Source organism: Acidithrix sp. C25, from assembly GCF_904848545.2.
In genome coordinates this window covers 725,830-742,055 of sequence record NZ_CAJHCI020000007.1, presented here as the reverse complement: position 1 = coordinate 742,055, position 16,226 = coordinate 725,830, and the positions used below count along the sequence as shown (strand labels likewise).

14 protein-coding genes are annotated in these 16,226 nt (G+C 46.9%); 4 read left to right on the top strand and 10 right to left on the bottom strand.

What is annotated here, in order from left to right; all coding sequences use genetic code 11:
- Positions 1–34 precede the first annotated feature (34 nt).
- The gene (locus tag ACIDITHRIX25_RS84765) at positions 35–559 is read left to right on the top strand and encodes a gamma carbonic anhydrase family protein (RefSeq protein WP_052605181.1); all 525 of its coding nucleotides are present in this window, start codon (positions 35–37) and stop codon (positions 557–559) included.
- 263 nt (positions 560–822) lie between these two features.
- On the opposite strand, the gene ACIDITHRIX25_RS84760 is transcribed toward ACIDITHRIX25_RS84765, so the two are convergent.
- The 3 genes from ACIDITHRIX25_RS84760 to ACIDITHRIX25_RS84750 all read right to left on the bottom strand — a co-directional run bounded on the left by ACIDITHRIX25_RS84760 (position 823) and on the right by ACIDITHRIX25_RS84750 (position 3,352).
- The gene (locus ACIDITHRIX25_RS84760; RefSeq protein WP_052605182.1) at positions 823–1,794 is read right to left on the bottom strand and encodes a potassium channel beta subunit family protein; all 972 of its coding nucleotides are present in this window, start codon (positions 1,792–1,794) and stop codon (positions 823–825) included.
- 153 nt (positions 1,795–1,947) lie between these two features.
- Entirely contained in the window at positions 1,948–2,736 is a 789-nt protein-coding gene (locus tag ACIDITHRIX25_RS84755; protein WP_052605183.1) for an ABC transporter ATP-binding protein, read from the bottom strand.
- Between the two features lie 208 nt (positions 2,737–2,944).
- Positions 2,945–3,352, bottom strand: a complete 408-nt coding sequence (locus ACIDITHRIX25_RS84750; RefSeq protein WP_052605184.1) for an EamA family transporter — start codon at positions 3,350–3,352, stop codon at positions 2,945–2,947.
- 157 nt (positions 3,353–3,509) lie between these two features.
- Between ACIDITHRIX25_RS84750 and ACIDITHRIX25_RS84745 the strand changes: the two genes are divergently transcribed.
- Positions 3,510–4,532, top strand: a complete 1,023-nt coding sequence (locus ACIDITHRIX25_RS84745; RefSeq protein ID WP_052605185.1) for a GGDEF domain-containing protein — start codon at positions 3,510–3,512, stop codon at positions 4,530–4,532.
- 832 nt (positions 4,533–5,364) lie between these two features.
- Here the strand turns inward: ACIDITHRIX25_RS84745 and ACIDITHRIX25_RS84740 are convergent.
- Positions 5,365–7,308 (bottom strand): IS1634 family transposase, encoded by a 1,944-nt coding sequence (locus ACIDITHRIX25_RS84740; protein WP_502756226.1) that lies wholly within the window; start codon positions 7,306–7,308, stop codon positions 5,365–5,367.
- 68 nt (positions 7,309–7,376) lie between these two features.
- Between ACIDITHRIX25_RS84740 and ACIDITHRIX25_RS84735 the strand changes: the two genes are divergently transcribed.
- Both ACIDITHRIX25_RS84735 and ACIDITHRIX25_RS84730 read left to right on the top strand, forming a co-directional pair.
- Positions 7,377–7,865 carry a hypothetical protein gene (locus ACIDITHRIX25_RS84735; RefSeq protein WP_052604628.1) on the top strand — a complete coding sequence of 163 codons (489 nt, stop codon included), beginning with the start codon at positions 7,377–7,379 and terminating at the stop codon, positions 7,863–7,865.
- Positions 7,811–8,875 carry an IS3 family transposase gene (locus tag ACIDITHRIX25_RS84730; protein WP_201732150.1) on the top strand — a complete coding sequence of 355 codons (1,065 nt, stop codon included), beginning with the start codon at positions 7,811–7,813 and terminating at the stop codon, positions 8,873–8,875. Before ACIDITHRIX25_RS84735 ends, ACIDITHRIX25_RS84730 begins: the two co-directional genes overlap by 55 nt.
- On the opposite strand, the gene ACIDITHRIX25_RS84725 is transcribed toward ACIDITHRIX25_RS84730, so the two are convergent.
- The 6 genes from ACIDITHRIX25_RS84725 to ACIDITHRIX25_RS84705 form a co-directional block, all read right to left on the bottom strand.
- The gene (locus ACIDITHRIX25_RS84725; protein ID WP_201732079.1) at positions 8,866–9,411 is read right to left on the bottom strand and encodes an IS1634 family transposase N-terminal domain-related protein; all 546 of its coding nucleotides are present in this window, start codon (positions 9,409–9,411) and stop codon (positions 8,866–8,868) included. The two genes, ACIDITHRIX25_RS84730 and ACIDITHRIX25_RS84725, sit on opposite strands and share 10 nt — an antisense overlap.
- Before the next feature lie 1,671 nt (positions 9,412–11,082).
- Complete coding sequence (locus tag ACIDITHRIX25_RS84720; RefSeq protein WP_052604632.1) at positions 11,083–12,306, bottom strand: MFS transporter; 1,224 nt, start codon at positions 12,304–12,306, stop codon at positions 11,083–11,085.
- 221 nt (positions 12,307–12,527) lie between these two features.
- Positions 12,528–12,722, bottom strand: coding sequence for a ferredoxin (locus ACIDITHRIX25_RS000000104345; protein ID WP_052604633.1), 195 nt, complete (start codon positions 12,720–12,722; stop codon positions 12,528–12,530).
- Complete coding sequence (locus ACIDITHRIX25_RS84715) at positions 12,719–14,095, bottom strand: NADH-ubiquinone oxidoreductase-F iron-sulfur binding region domain-containing protein (protein ID WP_052604634.1); 1,377 nt, start codon at positions 14,093–14,095, stop codon at positions 12,719–12,721. The genes ACIDITHRIX25_RS000000104345 and ACIDITHRIX25_RS84715 overlap by 4 nt, the downstream gene beginning before the upstream one ends.
- A gap of 41 nt (positions 14,096–14,136) precedes the next feature.
- The gene (locus ACIDITHRIX25_RS84710; protein WP_052604635.1) at positions 14,137–15,273 is read right to left on the bottom strand and encodes a ferric reductase-like transmembrane domain-containing protein; all 1,137 of its coding nucleotides are present in this window, start codon (positions 15,271–15,273) and stop codon (positions 14,137–14,139) included.
- Entirely contained in the window at positions 15,270–16,226 is a 957-nt protein-coding gene (locus ACIDITHRIX25_RS84705) for an FAD:protein FMN transferase (RefSeq protein WP_201732078.1), read from the bottom strand. The genes ACIDITHRIX25_RS84710 and ACIDITHRIX25_RS84705 overlap by 4 nt, the downstream gene beginning before the upstream one ends.

The window sequence follows — 16,226 nt, the reverse complement described above, 5'->3', positions numbered from 1 at the left end:
TTTTCTATGGACAAAGCAATTCTATGATATACCCATGCCAATTTATGAACTATTTGATCGGATACCAAAGATCGCCAAGAGCGCCTACGTGCATCCAACTGCAACGATCATCGGCGATGTAACCATCGGAGAAGAGTCCACCGTCTGGCCAAATGCAGTGCTGAGAGGCGACTATGGATCAATCATAATCGGATCACAAACGTCGATCCAAGATGGTACCGTGATACACGCAACAGAAGAATTACCGACGATCATTGGCGATAGAGTTACAATCGGCCACATAGTGCACCTCGAAGGATGCACCATTGAAAGTGATTCGTTAGTGGGGTCCGGTTCGATCGTATTACACAGAGCTAGAGTCGAGTCTTTCGCACTCGTGGGGGCAAATGCGGTCGTAGTCGCGGATGTGACAGTCCCAACCAGAGCGATGGCGCTCGGAATCCCGGCCAAGATTTACCCAAATCGTACAAACGAAGTCGACTTTAGCGACGCAGTGGATAAGTATGTACAAAACGGTAAAAAATACAAGTTGGGGCTGAAAGAAGTTACCCAGAGCTAGTACTCCACCTCGAACAAGCAACTTGGCATATCCGCAAACCGCCTAATAGTGACCATCAGAAAGCTATGCAGAAATCTAGGTCAAACGCCAAAATGGCCTGGTACCGATGAAATTCACCGATACCAGGCCATAGCTTCATGATTCTCCTAGCAAGATGATAAGTGAACTCGTGCCAGCGGATTGATCACCTTATGACGTTCACGTGAAATTGCTTTTTCAAAAGAGTCGAATCAAGTTTCTTCAGGGTGCAATACCTGTTGTTCTTAGTTTGCAACCGAAGCTACGATTGCTTGAATTCTTTGAGCAATCTCTGGAGTCAAACTAGAAAGAACCTTAATCGATTCCATATTCTCATTTACCTGGGCGATCGAGGTCGCACCTGTAATTACGGTGGAAACGTTCGGATTCAACAGACACCAAGCAATTGCAAGCTGCGACGGCGTCGCACCAATCTCAGCTGCTAATTTAGCTAGTTCACCAACAACATTGTTCTTTGATGGATCGGTCAAACTTGGAGTAAGCCATTCATAGCCACTAAGTGCACCACGCGATCCTTCGGGAATTCCGTTGACGTACTTTCCACTCAGGAGCCCCGAAGCCAACGGAGACCAAGTTGTCGTGCCCATCTTGAAGTCTCTAAAGATCTCTTCATATTCGACTTCGACACGCTTACGATGAAACAGATTGTACTGGGGTTGCTCTGTCACTGGCTTATGAAATCCGTAACGATCTGCGATCTCATAGGCGTTTCGAATCTCGGCGGCGGACCATTCGGAGACGCCCCAATAAAGGGCCTTGCCACGATCGATGATATCGTTCATAGCTCTAACGGTCTCCTCGATTGGAGTCTCAGGGTCTGGCCGATGACAATAGGCGATATCAATAAAAGAAAGTCCCAGTCGTTCCAACGATCCATCGATTGCATCCAATAAATATTTGCGATTTAGAGTATTGCGCTCGTTGACGCCGTCATTTAGTCCCCAAAAGTACTTAGAGGAAACGAGATAAGAGTTACGCCGCCACTTCAACTTCCGTAGCGCTTTACCCATCAGTTCCTCAGATTGACCTCCTGCATATGCTTCTGCGTTGTCAAAGAAGTTCACACCGGCTTCACGAGCGACTTTCATCGTTGCAACTGCCAAATCCGTATCGACGGCAGTTCCAAAGGTTACCCATGACCCGAGAGACAAGGCTGAAACCTTAACCCCCGACCTTCCTAATCTTCTATATTCCATCTTCGTATCCATTTCATATTTACCAGCAATCAATTATGCCGAACCAGTCATTCTTGCTATCTAATTAAACGCTACCGTAGATAGATGCAAGTCATGCCTTTGGAAAATAGCATCATACTTAAAACGAGCAAGCCAAAAACAAATCAGGCGATTCTAGACACGCGCAAAGGCAACGAATCTTTCGCCTATTCGCGTCACATCAACATCTATCCCAAAGATCTCGCCCACGACACTCGAGGTCAAGAGGGCATTTTTGTTACCGTCGACAACCTTTCGAGCACTATTGATACCAATGATGCGATCAAAGGCCGGGGGAATCTCCTCTAAATGGTGTGTGACTAGTCCAATAGTTAGAGCGGGATTGTTGTGAGCAATCCTCTCAATTCGATTCACCAAAGCCTCACGTGCCCCAAGATCAAGACCCGCCGACGGCTCATCCAAAAGCAGAATCTCGGGCTGTGAAACAAGTGCTCGAGCTATCGCTACCTGCTGGCGCTCACCCATAGAAAGGAGCGAGAAATTTCTCCCGCTAAGAGGATCTAACCCCACAAGTTCAAGCAACTCATGTGCTCGTGCCTCATCTTTAGCAGTCGAAGCAATCCACCAGGGTGAAAATACTTGATCGATACCACTTAGTACGCACTGTAGAACCGTCATCGCACCGTTGAGCCGTTCAATCACCGAACTTCCACAGAGTCCAATGCGTCTCCTCAGGGTACGCATATCGGTGCGCCCTAGCAGCTCAGATAAGATTACAGCCTGGCCACTAGAAGGACGCACCGTGCCACTGAGAACTGTCAGCAAGGTAGTTTTTCCGGCGCCGTTGGGCCCAAGAATCACAAATCTGGCCCCCAAGTCAATCGATAGGTCGAAATCTAACAGCAGATCTCGCCCCCCAGCCTTTACGCCAACTCTCCGAAAATCGATCGCTAGATCTTGCATTGAATTCAAAACGTCCCCTCAGATAATTTGCTACCATTGCAAATCCGTCAAATACTCTACAATGGGCCAAGAGTTCTCTAGGGGATCTCCCCGAGCCATCATTGATGGCCAAAGAAACCGCCTCAAATAAGACCACAGAGTACAAACTCGCCTATTGAAGTATCAATCGAATGCATCGCTATGCATTAGAATAAATCTAAGATTTGGCTCATCCCGCCAAAAGGTAGACGGCAAAGATAGCGACCCCTATCCCAATGAGTTCCCGCGCGGAAGGCTTATACCCACTAGCAAATACCGTAATTATCAGGGTAACCATGGGATAGAGGGCGGTGATAGCCACGACGGTCGGTGCTTTTCCTTGCTTTAGTGCAACGAAAAACAGAAGATAACCAATGACACCCGAAACTGCTGCCAATACGGAAGGTGTGGTTAATACAGGCCGCACTTTGAAAAGTGCAGGCACCGCGATCAATCCTTCAATTATAACAACCGATGCCCATAAGCCAATTGGAGAAGCTCCTTTGGATGCACGCCCGGAAAAAAATCCCCAAACACCCCATCCAATGGATGAGAACACAGCAAGCAGAATCCAATTTTGCTCAATCTTGGCTAGCATCAAATCGCCTTCTATCAAATATTCTTATAATCCCAAGGAATCACGTTAGAGGAAATATTGGACGAAAGTTGAAGAAATCAGGAAAGGTATTGGACTAATCTGCCGAATAACTACATATAGGTAATTTTCAAACTCGCAGGTCTGGTGAAACGAGACAATGAACCTGGCACAACCAACGAGAGTGGCTCACCCCATTTCGAAGGCTTTCGAAGCTATCGCTTCGTCAGTTCAGTTAATTCTAGATCATTTTGGCCTCGACGGAGGGTTCCTTCTTGCGAGGCAAAGCTTCTCGCGATCTCAGGTCTCGGGAGTTATTTTAAGAAAATTTGGGCGATCCTTTGGCGTTCTTAATGGTGACGAAGTACGCATTGCGCCAAGATATTCTCAATTCCAAGATAACCCCACCAAGGTGATCAACCCTTCATCCATTCTCGCCTCGCTTCTCGTCCTTGACAAAAGCGAACAGCCTCTCTGGCTGGAGGTAAACGATGCCTTCCATGTCGGTCCCATAAGGCTGATGGCTGCACTGTCGATAATGCCGGAACTACATGACCTAAACGAGCACCAACTGATTATCTATGACACCCAGCAGTCCATAATCTCATCTGAAGAGATCTCACTTGCCCTGCTTGGTATTGGGCCTCTGGTAGCGCAAATCATCGCGGACGGCTACATCGCGGCGCGGCGCGAAATTCAAACATCTATAGTCCTAAGCGAAGCCGAAAGAGATCCCCTCACGGACGTTCTGAACCGATTCGGTTGGGAACGAGCGATCGATCACCTTCGAAGTGAGAAACCAGGCTCGATCTACTCTGTGGTCACCTTTGACCTCGATAACCTCAAGATAATCAACGATACATCGGGTCATTCAAGTGGCGATCGATATATTGCGAAATTCGCTCAAGTCTTGAAGAACGCTGTCCGAGACAACGACATGGTTGCGCGGGTTGGTGGAGACGAATTCGCAATTTTGGCGCCAAAAATGAATGCATCGAGCGCACGAGACTTTTCGCTTCGAATCGAACAACAACTAATTGCGGCTGGCGTATCCGCTTCCATCGGCCATGCCTCTGGAATGACCCCATTTTCGATCGAAAGGCTCCTCGAGGAATCGGATCGTATGATGTACCAGAGCAAAAGATACAAAAAGACCATCGCCATGACCGGCACCCTCTTTTAAATTCCAAACTAAGCATTATTAGCTTGCCATCGCTCTTTATGATCCGTTACAGGCAAGCGAGTCGTACAAACCCGAATCTGAGCCAAATCAATGCCAGCGCACTTCTGGAGAAAGTGTTGAAATTAGGACAAATATATCCAAAGGCGACACTCGACCAGAAAGGGCCAAAATTAGGGCAATAGCCCAAATCCTCTTCAAGAAAGAATTAGAAGAATACATTTCTAGCCACAACATGACAATTTGATTACGATCCCAAGCAGATCACCCAAGTAGGCCTCAAAGTGAAGTACAGCCTTCATCAGCCCACAAATTTGAGAGCTGTCACCTATTTGCGACAATGAAACGATTTAACCATTAGGTCATAAAAGATCTAGAAACTGCAGAAATTAGGCGAATAAGCACGAAACACACGCCCCTTTGGGAGTTTCTCCGTCAAAGTGCATGAAGACGACTAATTACCTTAACCATGGAAGCTCAACAAGAGATACAAAGGCACCATTGAGGCCGTTGAATTGGACAGTTGGACTCTTCTCACCCGAAGGAGGCCCGACCTATTTGCAACAAAGTCCAGCGGCTCGATTCTCGGCTTCAACTCCTTTTTAGAGCATTCCTTAGCTGGCCCTTGTCAGGGTCGGGCCCAAGCGATGGAATCAAACGCATGCATTGGTTCGTCCTTGCCTCTCATGGGCATATTATTGTTCCAACTAGACAGAATAAAAAAAGGTTGATATAATCTCTCCCTATCCAAAGCGATGAAAATCGTTAGCCCTACTTTCGGCAACCACCCCATGAAAGCCCAGGTAATGACCATATTGGTGTCTGGATTTGGGCACTACAGTTGAGCAATCACCTTCTTGGTTCGAGCTAGGGTATCTACTACTCCAAGAATAGAGTAGATCTCTTTTTGGGTAGAGTTTGGAGTAGAGGAGATACGAAGGTTATGTAGACGTTTGTTATCATCTAACATCGTTACGTTCAAGCGGCTATGGGTAGACACTTGAGCAAGAATGCTGTGAACACTTCTTTTGTCACCGGCTTGAGATAAGCTAAGTGCAATTGCTCCATAGAGGTGATAAGCAACTACTGAAATAAATAGATGAGCAGCGGTACGACTAGCTAGTTGGTGATAGATCGGTCTCATCCCTAGATTGCTCTTTAGGGCTTTGAATGCATCCTCTACCTTTGTTAGGGTCATATAGAGCTTCCAGATCTCTTCTGGTTCTAGATCGTTCCTATTGGTCTCAATCACATATGCACCATAGAGAGTCTCAGCTGCTTCTTTTACTTTTGGTTTCTCAGTCAAAACCAGCTCTTTGACTTTTTGGTCATCGCCAGTTATGGCATCTATCTCATAGCGACGTGCAATAGAGCGATGCTCTTGCTTTAGCTTTCCTATTCTTGAAGCCACAGTTGTGGCATTGGAATATTGACCACGCTTAACTGAGTCAGCTAGTTTGTCAAATGCACTTTGGAACTTAGTTTGCATACCTATAGCAATTGCCTCTTCTTTATCCCTGCGACGCTCTGAGATACATAGGATCTGCTTTATCTTGTTGTCCATGGAGTCACTTGCGTATGGTTGAGCTCTATTGGAATGGTTGGCTTGGGGTTCATTGCTCTGGGAGTGCTTGGCCTGTGGACCGCCAACTTGTGGAGCAGTATCCATCGAATCGATACCGAGGGACTCGCCGCCAAGTGAATGGTTAGCTTGTGGATGAGCGCTGAGTGATCCAGCATCGATGAAATCAACACGCATCGACTCACTGCCCATCGACTCGATGCCCATCGACTCACTGCCTTGTAGATGAACAACTATTTGCTCAGAATCCACCTCAGCACCCAGGTTACCACCCGACTCAGCAGCTTCTCCCTCGGCACCCGACTCAGCAGCTTCTCCCTCGGCACCCGACTCAGCAGCTTCTCCCTCGGCACCCGACTCAGCAGCTTCTCCCTCGGCACCCGACTCAGCAGCTTCTCCCTCGGCACCCGACTCAGCAGCTTCTCCCTCGGCACCCGACTCGGCAACTTCTCCCTCGGCACCCAGGTCAGCACCCGCCTCGGCAGCTTCTCCCTTGTCATCCATCTCACCACCCAGGTCATCACCCAGTTCTTTGATGTAGATGCTCTCATTGGAGGAGTTCTTGATCTCTAAGAAGGTATCTTTTCCTTGGCGTAGTTCAGCTAGATAGTGTCTAGCTGCATTAGCGCGTGTAATTACCAGATAGCTAAGACCATAGGACTCAATCAGTGCGATGTTGTCATAAGTTGCTATCCCTCTATCCATGATAACCGTTGGGAGATCTTCGCTAAAGAGTCCCTGTCTTAGGTGACTAGAGATACTAGATAAGACATCACCAAGGGTTTCAGGCTCTGACTGATTACCGGGATATATGTGGCTATAGATCGGTAGTCCACGATCATCCACCAAAAGGGCAAGACTTACTAAAGTACAGTCGAAGCGCTTCTCTTTGGAGTGGCCATATTGGGCTAGATCATTACCAAGTGTTCGTCCCTCAAAATAGGCATTGGTAAGATCAAATAAAAAGAGACGCTTATTAGTTGGGTAAAGCTCATTCTCGGCTTTGATAAGTGCCATCTCGATTGAGTCTTTAGCTTCGTAGATAGCATCAGCTATCTCATAAATAGCATCTTTACCGATATTGCTAAGGTCTTGGTCTACCAATTCATAGAGTGCAGAGTCCTCTTTTAGGAAGCGATGTGTTTCAAGATCAGAAGAAGGAGCAACCAAACGAGCACATATTACAGCTTTAGCAATCCCTCTCTGCCAAGATTGTTGTCACCTAGCTTGATTTTTGTTTATAAGAGGGCGAAGATGGAATGGTCATGAAAAGGTACCCCAAAGAACTAAAGCAAAAAGTAGTTGCAGCTCTATATGAGCTCGACAATTCAGGAGATGCTACACCTGGTGCTATCGCCAAGATTGCAAGGGATAACGAAATCAATGCAAACGTTGTCTACCAGTGGAACTCAGAGCGCAAGGCTAGTGCAAATTCAGCCAGCGATAAGATCAACAAGATCAAAGCTGTTGTTGACACAGCTGCGATGAATGAGCACGAACTCGGTTCTTGGTTGAGATCAAATGGAGTTCTAGCAGTAGACCTGGAGGAGTGGCGCAACACCCTAGAGTCAGCTCTTGACAACAAGAGTGCTGCTAATAGGGCTCACCAGGCGGAACTTGATAAAGAACGTAAAGCTAGAGTACGAATTGAAGCTGAACTTCGACGGAAAGAAAAGGCGCTAGCAGAAGCTGCTGCTCTATTGGTTCTTCAAAAAAAAGTACGAGAGATCTGGGGGGAAGAAGGGGACGTTTAGTCTCTCCCTCAGATCGAGCTCAAGCTGTAGTTCTCATCAATGAAGCAATAGACGCAGGTGCCAGATGCTACAAAGCCTGTGAAGTGCTCAAGATATCGACTCGTACGTTTAGGCGATGGGAATCTGGTGTAACGGATCGCCGGCGAGGAGCTTCTCATAGACGTCGCTTTAATGCTTTATCGGAGGAAGAAAGAGAAAAGATCATCGAAGTGTGTACTTCGAGTACGTACTCGTCTCTTACCCCTGCCCAAATAGTTCCAAAGCTCGCTGATCAGGGAAGATATATCGCCTCTGAGAGGACCTTTTATCGAGTTCTAGCCGATAACAATCTAAACAAGCGCAGGAGCAGAACAAAGCCGCCGAAGAAGAGAGCAAGACCAGTACACACAGCAGTAAAACCAGGTGACATCTGGACCCTAGATATTACTTGGCTAAATGGACCAGCTAGGGGTATCTACTACTACGCCTATGTGATCATCGACCTTTATTCGAGGAAAATAGTTGGCTGGGAAGTATACGAATCTGAAAGCTCTGAGCAGCTAAAGAGAGTTGTAAAGCGAGCGATAGCTCGAGAGAATATGGCTCCGAAAGTGATCCATAGTGACAATGGGTCACCCATGAAGGGATGGTCACTAGTTGAGTACTTGTATGAGCTAGATGTAAATATATCGCGGTCACGGCCTCGGGTATCAAATGACAACGCTCATATTGAGTCGCTCTTTAAGACGGTGAAGTACTTTCCAAGCTATCCCTATGGAGGATTTGCCACAATAGAAGAATCGCGTAAGTGGATGAGTGACTTCGTTGATCACTACAACAACGACCATCAGCACTCTGGCATCAAATTCGTAACTCCACAACAAGCACACAGTGGCGAACATATTGAGCTACTAAATAGACGGCGCGAGCTCTACGAGGGAGCTCGCAAATCCAAACCAGGACTTCTGGATCTCGGGCAAATGCAGAGACTGGGATCCAGTATCAGAGGTACCTATTATTCCTACGAATAAGTCGGTTGGAGATGGACCAAAAGGGAGACGAAAGGAGGTAGCTTAGATTGTGCGAAAGTGACAACTTCCCTGGCAGGCTCCGCAATTGCTGTCTCTTTTTCACTAAGGCCACACCGTAGTAGTTGCTCTTTGATCTTCAATCTGTCATAGAAGCTACTAGCTATTAGTTCAGGACCTAAGCGCCTAATATCAGATGCCTCTAGAGATGATGTATTGACATTTAGGAACTCGGCATCTTTTGTGATTACTTCAGAATCGGAGCGAAGTGTTTGAGTAACAGAAAAGCTAGAGAGAACTCTATCGGCTATCGACTTTAGTTCTAGGTCACCTTCAAACAAAGACTCAGAGCCAGCTAGTCTCATCGTCAATATCTGAGCTAGCTTCTTGTAGTCCTTAGGATCGATCTCAAGTCGTCCTAGATCCATAACTATCTCTTGGCGTACTTTGTCTCCTTCGCGATAAGACCTAACTAACTGATGCTTTATATATTTAGTTCCAGTTGCCTTATTCTTAGTGGTCTTCTCGCGAATGAACATATAACAAGTATACCAGATGAATTACCTTGTAGGCCAATATTCGCAGCTAACTCTAAGCTTAGGGCACTACATTCGCCACTTGAGAAAACCGAACTTCATCTACCAGCATCTCCAATCTCCAAATAGGGGTTACCCCCAAATAGGGGCTAAAAGGGGGCTTAAACGGGGTCTTGGGGGGAATTCAGCCGAAACTGGGGTTAGAGAAATGGGCGCTGGCTCCGTCCCCCCCTGTGAATAGGAACGGAGCCAACTTTGGTTCAATTTGTTCGACGAGAGCCGCCATTCTCATCACAAAGATGAACCAATACTACTTTCGGTGTTAGTGGCTCTCACCTTGAGTGTTTTTACACCGAAAAATCTTTGTACCCAATTTATCGTCAATACAGATGCCAACTTAAAGACAAGTTTCACTTCGATCCTAAAAATCGAGCGCTATGTCGATAAGCCCGAATGGATTACAGGATCAAAAGGAGCCCCGATGGCACCTACGGTCGTACAAGACGCTAGCTCCAGAAGATACTGTCGATTCCCTGTCTCGCCCCACCTCGAACCAGCCCTTGCTTCACCCTGGTGATCCCAATGAATCGAGATAGATCCAAAACTCCAGAGTTAACCCACATAACGAAATTTACAATATTTAAATCACCTAAACAATAAACTCCTAATCGGCACTCTGTGGCATTCAAGGACACCACGACGGTTACTTCTACAAGGCGATCGATATCTTTGGTCCTTATCTGAACCCATAGTCATGCAATTTGCCTATCAAATAAACGCCCGCCCATAGTGAAGAGCTCAGCGTCAAAGTGTCAACAACCTGTCAAGGTTCATAGAAACTCGAGATTCAGAGAGGATAAAGTAACTGCAAACCGACTGCCTAGCCTCATTCTCCAAAGTGCAGTTGCTTCCTCCGCTAGGACATCGGCGGAGTAGCAGCTAACGTAAATGAAACCTTGCAGATCTCAATGGCCCCTAACAAGTTATAGGGAAGTTCTCAACTGTATGAATCGGAACATTGTAGCTTAGAGACCATCAGTGGAATATAATTTTTAAAAGCCACCTCTTATGCTCCAAATATGAATCGCAGAAAGCTGCGATTCATTTGAAGTCGCACCTAGCCCCTTACCTCTAAACGTGCCTTTACGATGACCCCTCGCAAAGGCTACCAATCAATCGCATGAACTCAAAGCTTTGTTGGTCGCAGCTTCCAACCACACTCGCTTTTATTGAAACGATTTCCAAAGGACACTCGATGATCGATACGAACCCTAGATGCGATTTGAGCCGCATCTGCGATCTAAATGGGGTTACCTTGATCCGATCGAATCCCTTAGAAGGCGAATTTCAATGGAGCAATAACTAAAGCACAGGAACGAGCCAACGAAATCTTCGAGTTACTAGAACCCCTTATCTATCGCATTATGGTTACCTTTACATTTAATGCTTTCGCAAATCGTAGGTAACGCAAATTACAAAGATAACCCGACATGCAAACTTTATTCAAAGACGACTACTTGCGCGCTATTAAACCCTAAATAAAAGGTGCAATTCCCAGTTTTAAAATGCTATTTAGTCATAAATCGAGTTATTGGTCGATTATTTATCGAAGCATAGGATGGAAATCAACCCGGATATCCAAAATATATAAAGTAGCAATGAACTACTTCAACTTCATCCTGGAATTATAGTTACCGAGTCACCGGCCAATCTGTTGCGCTCTCTAAGAAGGAATCCTCTTCCTACGAGCATCAAAAGAGCCGCCACTACACCAGCAATACTCGCCATTGCCCATGCCGTCCCGAATGAATTATGATCTACTACATAGCCAAAGATCAATGGCCCGACAACGGATCCGACAAAGGCGCCAGATTGAGTAGTTCCAGTAGCGCGACCTTCTGCTCCTGGGTGGTTGACAATAATTGCAAAATTAAAGACACCGTTCCATCCCCAACCTGCGGCATAACCAATAACGGTAGCAGGAACAATCAGGTATGAAAGTCCAGTTGCAAATCCTAAATAGCCAATGGATCCAAGACATAACATGGTCGCTATCACGACCAAATGGCGTCCACCGCGCCTATCCGCGAAGTAACCGCCGGCCAAACGTGAAATCAAACTAGTTGCCGAACCTAGTGCGCCCAACAATCCTGCATTACCTGGTGTCCAGTGTGCATGCACTGCATTCTCAACCAAAAATGCACCAAGAGCATTTGCCACTCCAGCGCCGATAGCCATTGCAAGCGTAAGCATCAAAATTGGAGCAAGAGCGATTTTAGGCCGGGTCGCCTTGTCGACCTTTGCAATTATTCTTTCGCCTTCATGTGGCTCTCTCGGAATGGCGATAACGACCAAAAGGGCAAAGAGCGCGCCCATGGCGTACGCATATCTCCAGCCGATCGTCAAAGCAACAGAAGGCACCGCTAGACCTGCTAACAGGGTTGCTACTGGGATCGCGGCCTGCTTCACCCCAAGTGCAAAGCCACGGCGACTTTTGTTTACAGAATGAATGACAAAGAGATTAGCCGCAGGTTGATTAGCACCATTTGCCATACCCGCAATAGCCAAAATAACAATCATGGTAGATATCGAATGCACAAATAATGATATCGATGCCATTGACAGACTTGAAACCGACACACAGATACGCATTATCGTGGGTCCGCCTGCACGTTCAGCCAAGGATCCAGAGGCTAAAGAGACGATCGCTGCAGATGCGAAGAAGACAGCTACCAAAATACCGAGTTGGCCGATGGAAAATTTAAGGCTTTGACGAACCTGCACCGCCAATGCACCGGTAAGAAATACAGGAAACACAGTTGAAGTGGTCGTTGAGATTGCCACTGCGACTCTGTACCCACCGCGAGAACGAAGTTTTAGGGGTTGAGTCGAAGTCAAATGAACCCCACCTCTACTTCTTGTAGAATCAAAGCTTTGTGACTAGCCTGATCAGTAGCGGATCCAATTTCAGATTCCATCGTTAATATCGCCTGTTGTATCTATCCATAACAGCTTAGTCAGTTAGGGTAGATTGCACAGACTATTGTAATGTGCAATGGATTACTCGATAGATCGAGGTGTATTCCGGTATTCGATCCAACCGAGACGATACAATACCGCTAGTTGTCTACAATTTTAATTGCGAGCTCTGGACAAAGCTGTACGGCTCTTTTGGCAGATTCAAGATGAACATCTCGAAGTTTATCGTTATGAACTAATGGGTAGTGCCACTTGTCGAGCTCCATATACTCCTCCAATAACGCAGCACACGTTCCATGGCCGTGACAGCGCGTAGGATCAATGACGATTCTCATTTTCCGCCTATGGACGACATGCCGCTATTCATCTTCGGCGTCGGCAGAAGAACCGATCTATGGTTTACGCCAACGACCGAACAGTTCCCGGACTTATGAAGCTTGATCTCATCTCCAAAGGCGCCTACTGTTGAGCGGACCAATCCGATAACACCATCTGGATGCTGGCAGCCACCTCGATGCTCGACGAGCGGGATTACACTTCTCAGCTCAGCTATACCTTTTTCAACATTTGAAGAGAGGGCAATACGTGCAAATGCCGTCGAAATCTCGGGGAGACCAAAGACGCAAGGGCCACACTGTCCAGCGCTCTGTCGTGAAAGATATTCAACAATTCCAGCAGCCTCAACTACTGGACATGTGTCCTTGGATAGGACGCCTATAATTCCTGCTCCGATATTAAGCTTGCGATCCGCCAAAGTATGATCATCGAAAGAGAAATTAAGATCACTTTCATCTCGGACATTGATCCAACCACCAAAGTAGCCGCCCACCAAAAGAGCCCTGACGGAGGAAGCTCCGGCCTCCCGTAATAGTGCAGCCACAGAGACTCCTGGGTTCACCTCATAGACACCCGGCCTAGCCACCGAACCGGATATGGTAAGCAGTCTTGTTCCCGAGTCATACCCAACACCACCACTACGATACCAATCGCCTCCAAAGCGAAGTATTAAAGCAGCATTTGCAAAAGTCTCCACGTTGGATAGTAGGGTTGGCGCCCCTTTAATACCCGAAGTAGCGAGTCGATCTGTTGAAAACCTAGGAAGAGCAGGTCCGCGCTCAATGCGTCGTACCACAGAGGTCTCCTGACCCGAAACGTATCCAGGTGGGGCCTCTACGACCGAAACGCGTACCTCGTTGATTCCACGATCTCGACGTTCGCGAAGCGCAGCATTGATTGCTACGTGGGCCTCTTTATCTTTGACGTAAATATATCCTGCTTTAGCGCCCAAGACCTCGGCAATAATGGACATCCCATCTAATACCAAATGAGGGTTGGCTCGTAGTAAAGAAGAATCCTTCCTGGACAAAGGTTCTGACTCTGAGCCATTGGCGACGATATAGATAGCCTTCTTGGTTCGAGCGTTCGCTACAGCATCTATCTTTCGATACATCGGGAAACGCGCACCACCGCGACCGGTAAGGTTCGCAACCCTAAGTGTCTCTATAATCATATTCAAACTAAGCCCAGTGGGAATTCGGCCATAGTTTGAGATATGTTCAGCCAAAGTAACTCGAGATTTTGATCGGAGTTCGAAATCACCAGCATAGGAAATATCGGGATTGCCCGTTCTGAGCGAAGTCTCCCAAGATAGGCTCAGGCGACGTGAACCCGACGGTGCCATAATGCTAGTTGAAACGCTTTCATTCATTACTTCAAAACCTCCAAGATAGTAAAATATCCCAATAACCTTTAATGTCCCTCGGAAGATCCTGAGAATTGGAAGGGAGCGCTAAAAGTACCGCTAAAAGTACTGCCGCTTAAGGAGACATTCATCGAAGCAAGGACCTTGCCGCTAGGCCCGCTCAAAGAGAGAACTAGCGAAGAACCATTTGCTTGGGAGACCGTGCCAACATAGGTGTTGGGTTTGGCGACTGTACCAAAGTAAGCCGTGCTGGATTGCAATACAAGTGCCCCATTTTGAGGGACACCATTCAACTGCACTTCAACATAGTCCTGCGAGTTGGCTACCGAACCACGCAATGTCAAAATAACTACACCGGCACTTGTCTGGCTTTGAACCACCGTTCCAGATATCGACCCATTTACCGGCAAAGCAACCGAGGGGGTCGTAGTGGGTGAAGAAGACGAGATTGCGCCTGTCGTAGCGACCGTTGTTGCACTCAATGAAGTTGACTTAGGCAATATAGAAAAGCTAGACGAGGACTTCGCCCACCCTGGCTTTAACGGACCTTGAGATGCCCACGCCAAAATAGCCAGGGGAACTAAACTCAAACTCGCACCGGCCACCAACTTGCGAATTGGCGTCAAACCGCGCTCGCGCGAAGTTCTGAAGATTCCAAAGGCTCCAACTCCCAAAACAAACGCCACATAGATGATCTCGACGATCTTGATCTTGTCGTCAGAGCCTGTCCCAAGCGCATGAAAGAGAACCAGGCCAACCACTGCCCAGGACAGATAGTGGATCTTTTTCCATCTGGAGTGTGGAAACTTATGCCTAACGATAGACGTAGCAATAATGATAAGCATCAAGTCAAAAGATAAAGTCCCAAGGCCGACCCACAGCGGACGGTATTTAGAGACAAAGGGAATAATGGTTGTGGTAATTCCAATCTTTACAAAGGGATCCAAGATAGCAGTTACTATATGAACCCCGAGGAAGATAACTGTAGTAAGCGAAAGTCGCCTATGTAGATCTGGCCCGATAAACTTGCCAATTCCAGCTGGAGTTGACTTAGTGGCCGTCATTATTCCAAGGATTACAATCGCACCTAAAAGCAAAAGTGCGATAATACCGGTAGCACGCGTTATGTACCAAAGCAACTTCGGATTAGATACAATTGATCCAATAAGATTAACATGGCTCATCGCGCGCCCACCAGTGACGACTGCCCTTTGTTTGATAGTTCATTACTAGGCCAGCCACCCAAGCCAATTCCAATCCCATCTGCGGTGCGAACCAAAGCTGGAAGTCCAAAACGAGCCAACATCGCAGGAGCCTCATCTTGGGATAATAGAGCAAAGAGGGTGTAGAAATTGGCCAAAGTAGCACTGGAAGCTGCGACCGTGACACTCGTGTAATCACATTTTATGGGACTCTTGTCGCCAAGAACAATGTGTTCGCGATCATTTCCAGCCCTATCAATCCAACGTCTTGTGAGCCTAGATGATGTAGCCACCCCACCTAAGACAATAGAAATCAACTGACCAGGGGCATCCGAAGAAAGCGAGAGATCGTTTGTGACTTTAATAAGCCAACCGCCTTGAGGAACTTCTCCTTCTACGCGAATATCACCGCCTAGATTGACCAAAACGCCTCCACCACCAGCCTCTATGATTTTGATCGCAAGGTTGTCGGCAATAAACGATTTACCCAAACCACCAAAGTCAATTAAAAGTCCAACCGGACGAGTGATCAAATTATTTTTAGAATCGATCTTGACATCGCCAAAGGTAGTCTCAGCATCGTGGGCATTTTGAACAGCAAATTCATAAAGAATAGAATTGTATGGTGCTACTAACTCAACGAGTTGATGACCAACAGCGGCATCGATTTTGGACTTGCTCTCGCAATATGCCCAATCGTAGAGCTCCAGCAACTCTAAAAGTTGTTCTGAAACCGAAACGGTCTCACTTCTAGCGACATTCAGAGTTGTAAGTTCGGAGTCTGAACGATAAAAGCTAGCTACCTTGTCCATCTGGCGAATGTAGGAATGCGCGGTAGAGATAGCTAACTTCGAATCAGTTGATTTGTACAGAATTATCTGACAGCTAGTGCCAAGCGCGTCAAAGCTCTCAACGATGAAGTCGCTCTCAGACAT

What these genes read in the sequence shown, in the direction of transcription:
- ACIDITHRIX25_RS84745 (WP_052605185.1), top strand. Translation starts at nt 3,510, where the DNA reads ATGAACCTGGCACAACCAACGAGAGTGGCTCACCCCATTTCGAAGGCT.
- ACIDITHRIX25_RS84725 (WP_201732079.1), bottom strand. Translation starts at nt 9,411, where the DNA reads ATGTTCATTCGCGAGAAGACCACTAAGAATAAGGCAACTGGAACTAAA.
- ACIDITHRIX25_RS84735 (WP_052604628.1), top strand. Translation starts at nt 7,377, where the DNA reads ATGAAAAGGTACCCCAAAGAACTAAAGCAAAAAGTAGTTGCAGCTCTA.
- ACIDITHRIX25_RS84715 (WP_052604634.1), bottom strand. Translation starts at nt 14,095, where the DNA reads ATGAATGAAAGCGTTTCAACTAGCATTATGGCACCGTCGGGTTCACGT.
- ACIDITHRIX25_RS84750 (WP_052605184.1), bottom strand. Translation starts at nt 3,352, where the DNA reads ATGCTAGCCAAGATTGAGCAAAATTGGATTCTGCTTGCTGTGTTCTCA.
- ACIDITHRIX25_RS84705 (WP_201732078.1), bottom strand. Translation starts at nt 16,226, where the DNA reads ATGTCTGAGAGCGACTTCATCGTTGAGAGCTTTGACGCGCTTGGCACT.
- ACIDITHRIX25_RS84755 (WP_052605183.1), bottom strand. Translation starts at nt 2,736, where the DNA reads ATGCAAGATCTAGCGATCGATTTTCGGAGAGTTGGCGTAAAGGCTGGG.
- ACIDITHRIX25_RS000000104345 (WP_052604633.1), bottom strand. Translation starts at nt 12,722, where the DNA reads ATGAGAATCGTCATTGATCCTACGCGCTGTCACGGCCATGGAACGTGT.
- ACIDITHRIX25_RS84765 (WP_052605181.1), top strand. Translation starts at nt 35, where the DNA reads ATGCCAATTTATGAACTATTTGATCGGATACCAAAGATCGCCAAGAGC.
- ACIDITHRIX25_RS84760 (WP_052605182.1), bottom strand. Translation starts at nt 1,794, where the DNA reads ATGGAATATAGAAGATTAGGAAGGTCGGGGGTTAAGGTTTCAGCCTTG.
- ACIDITHRIX25_RS84710 (WP_052604635.1), bottom strand. Translation starts at nt 15,273, where the DNA reads ATGAGCCATGTTAATCTTATTGGATCAATTGTATCTAATCCGAAGTTG.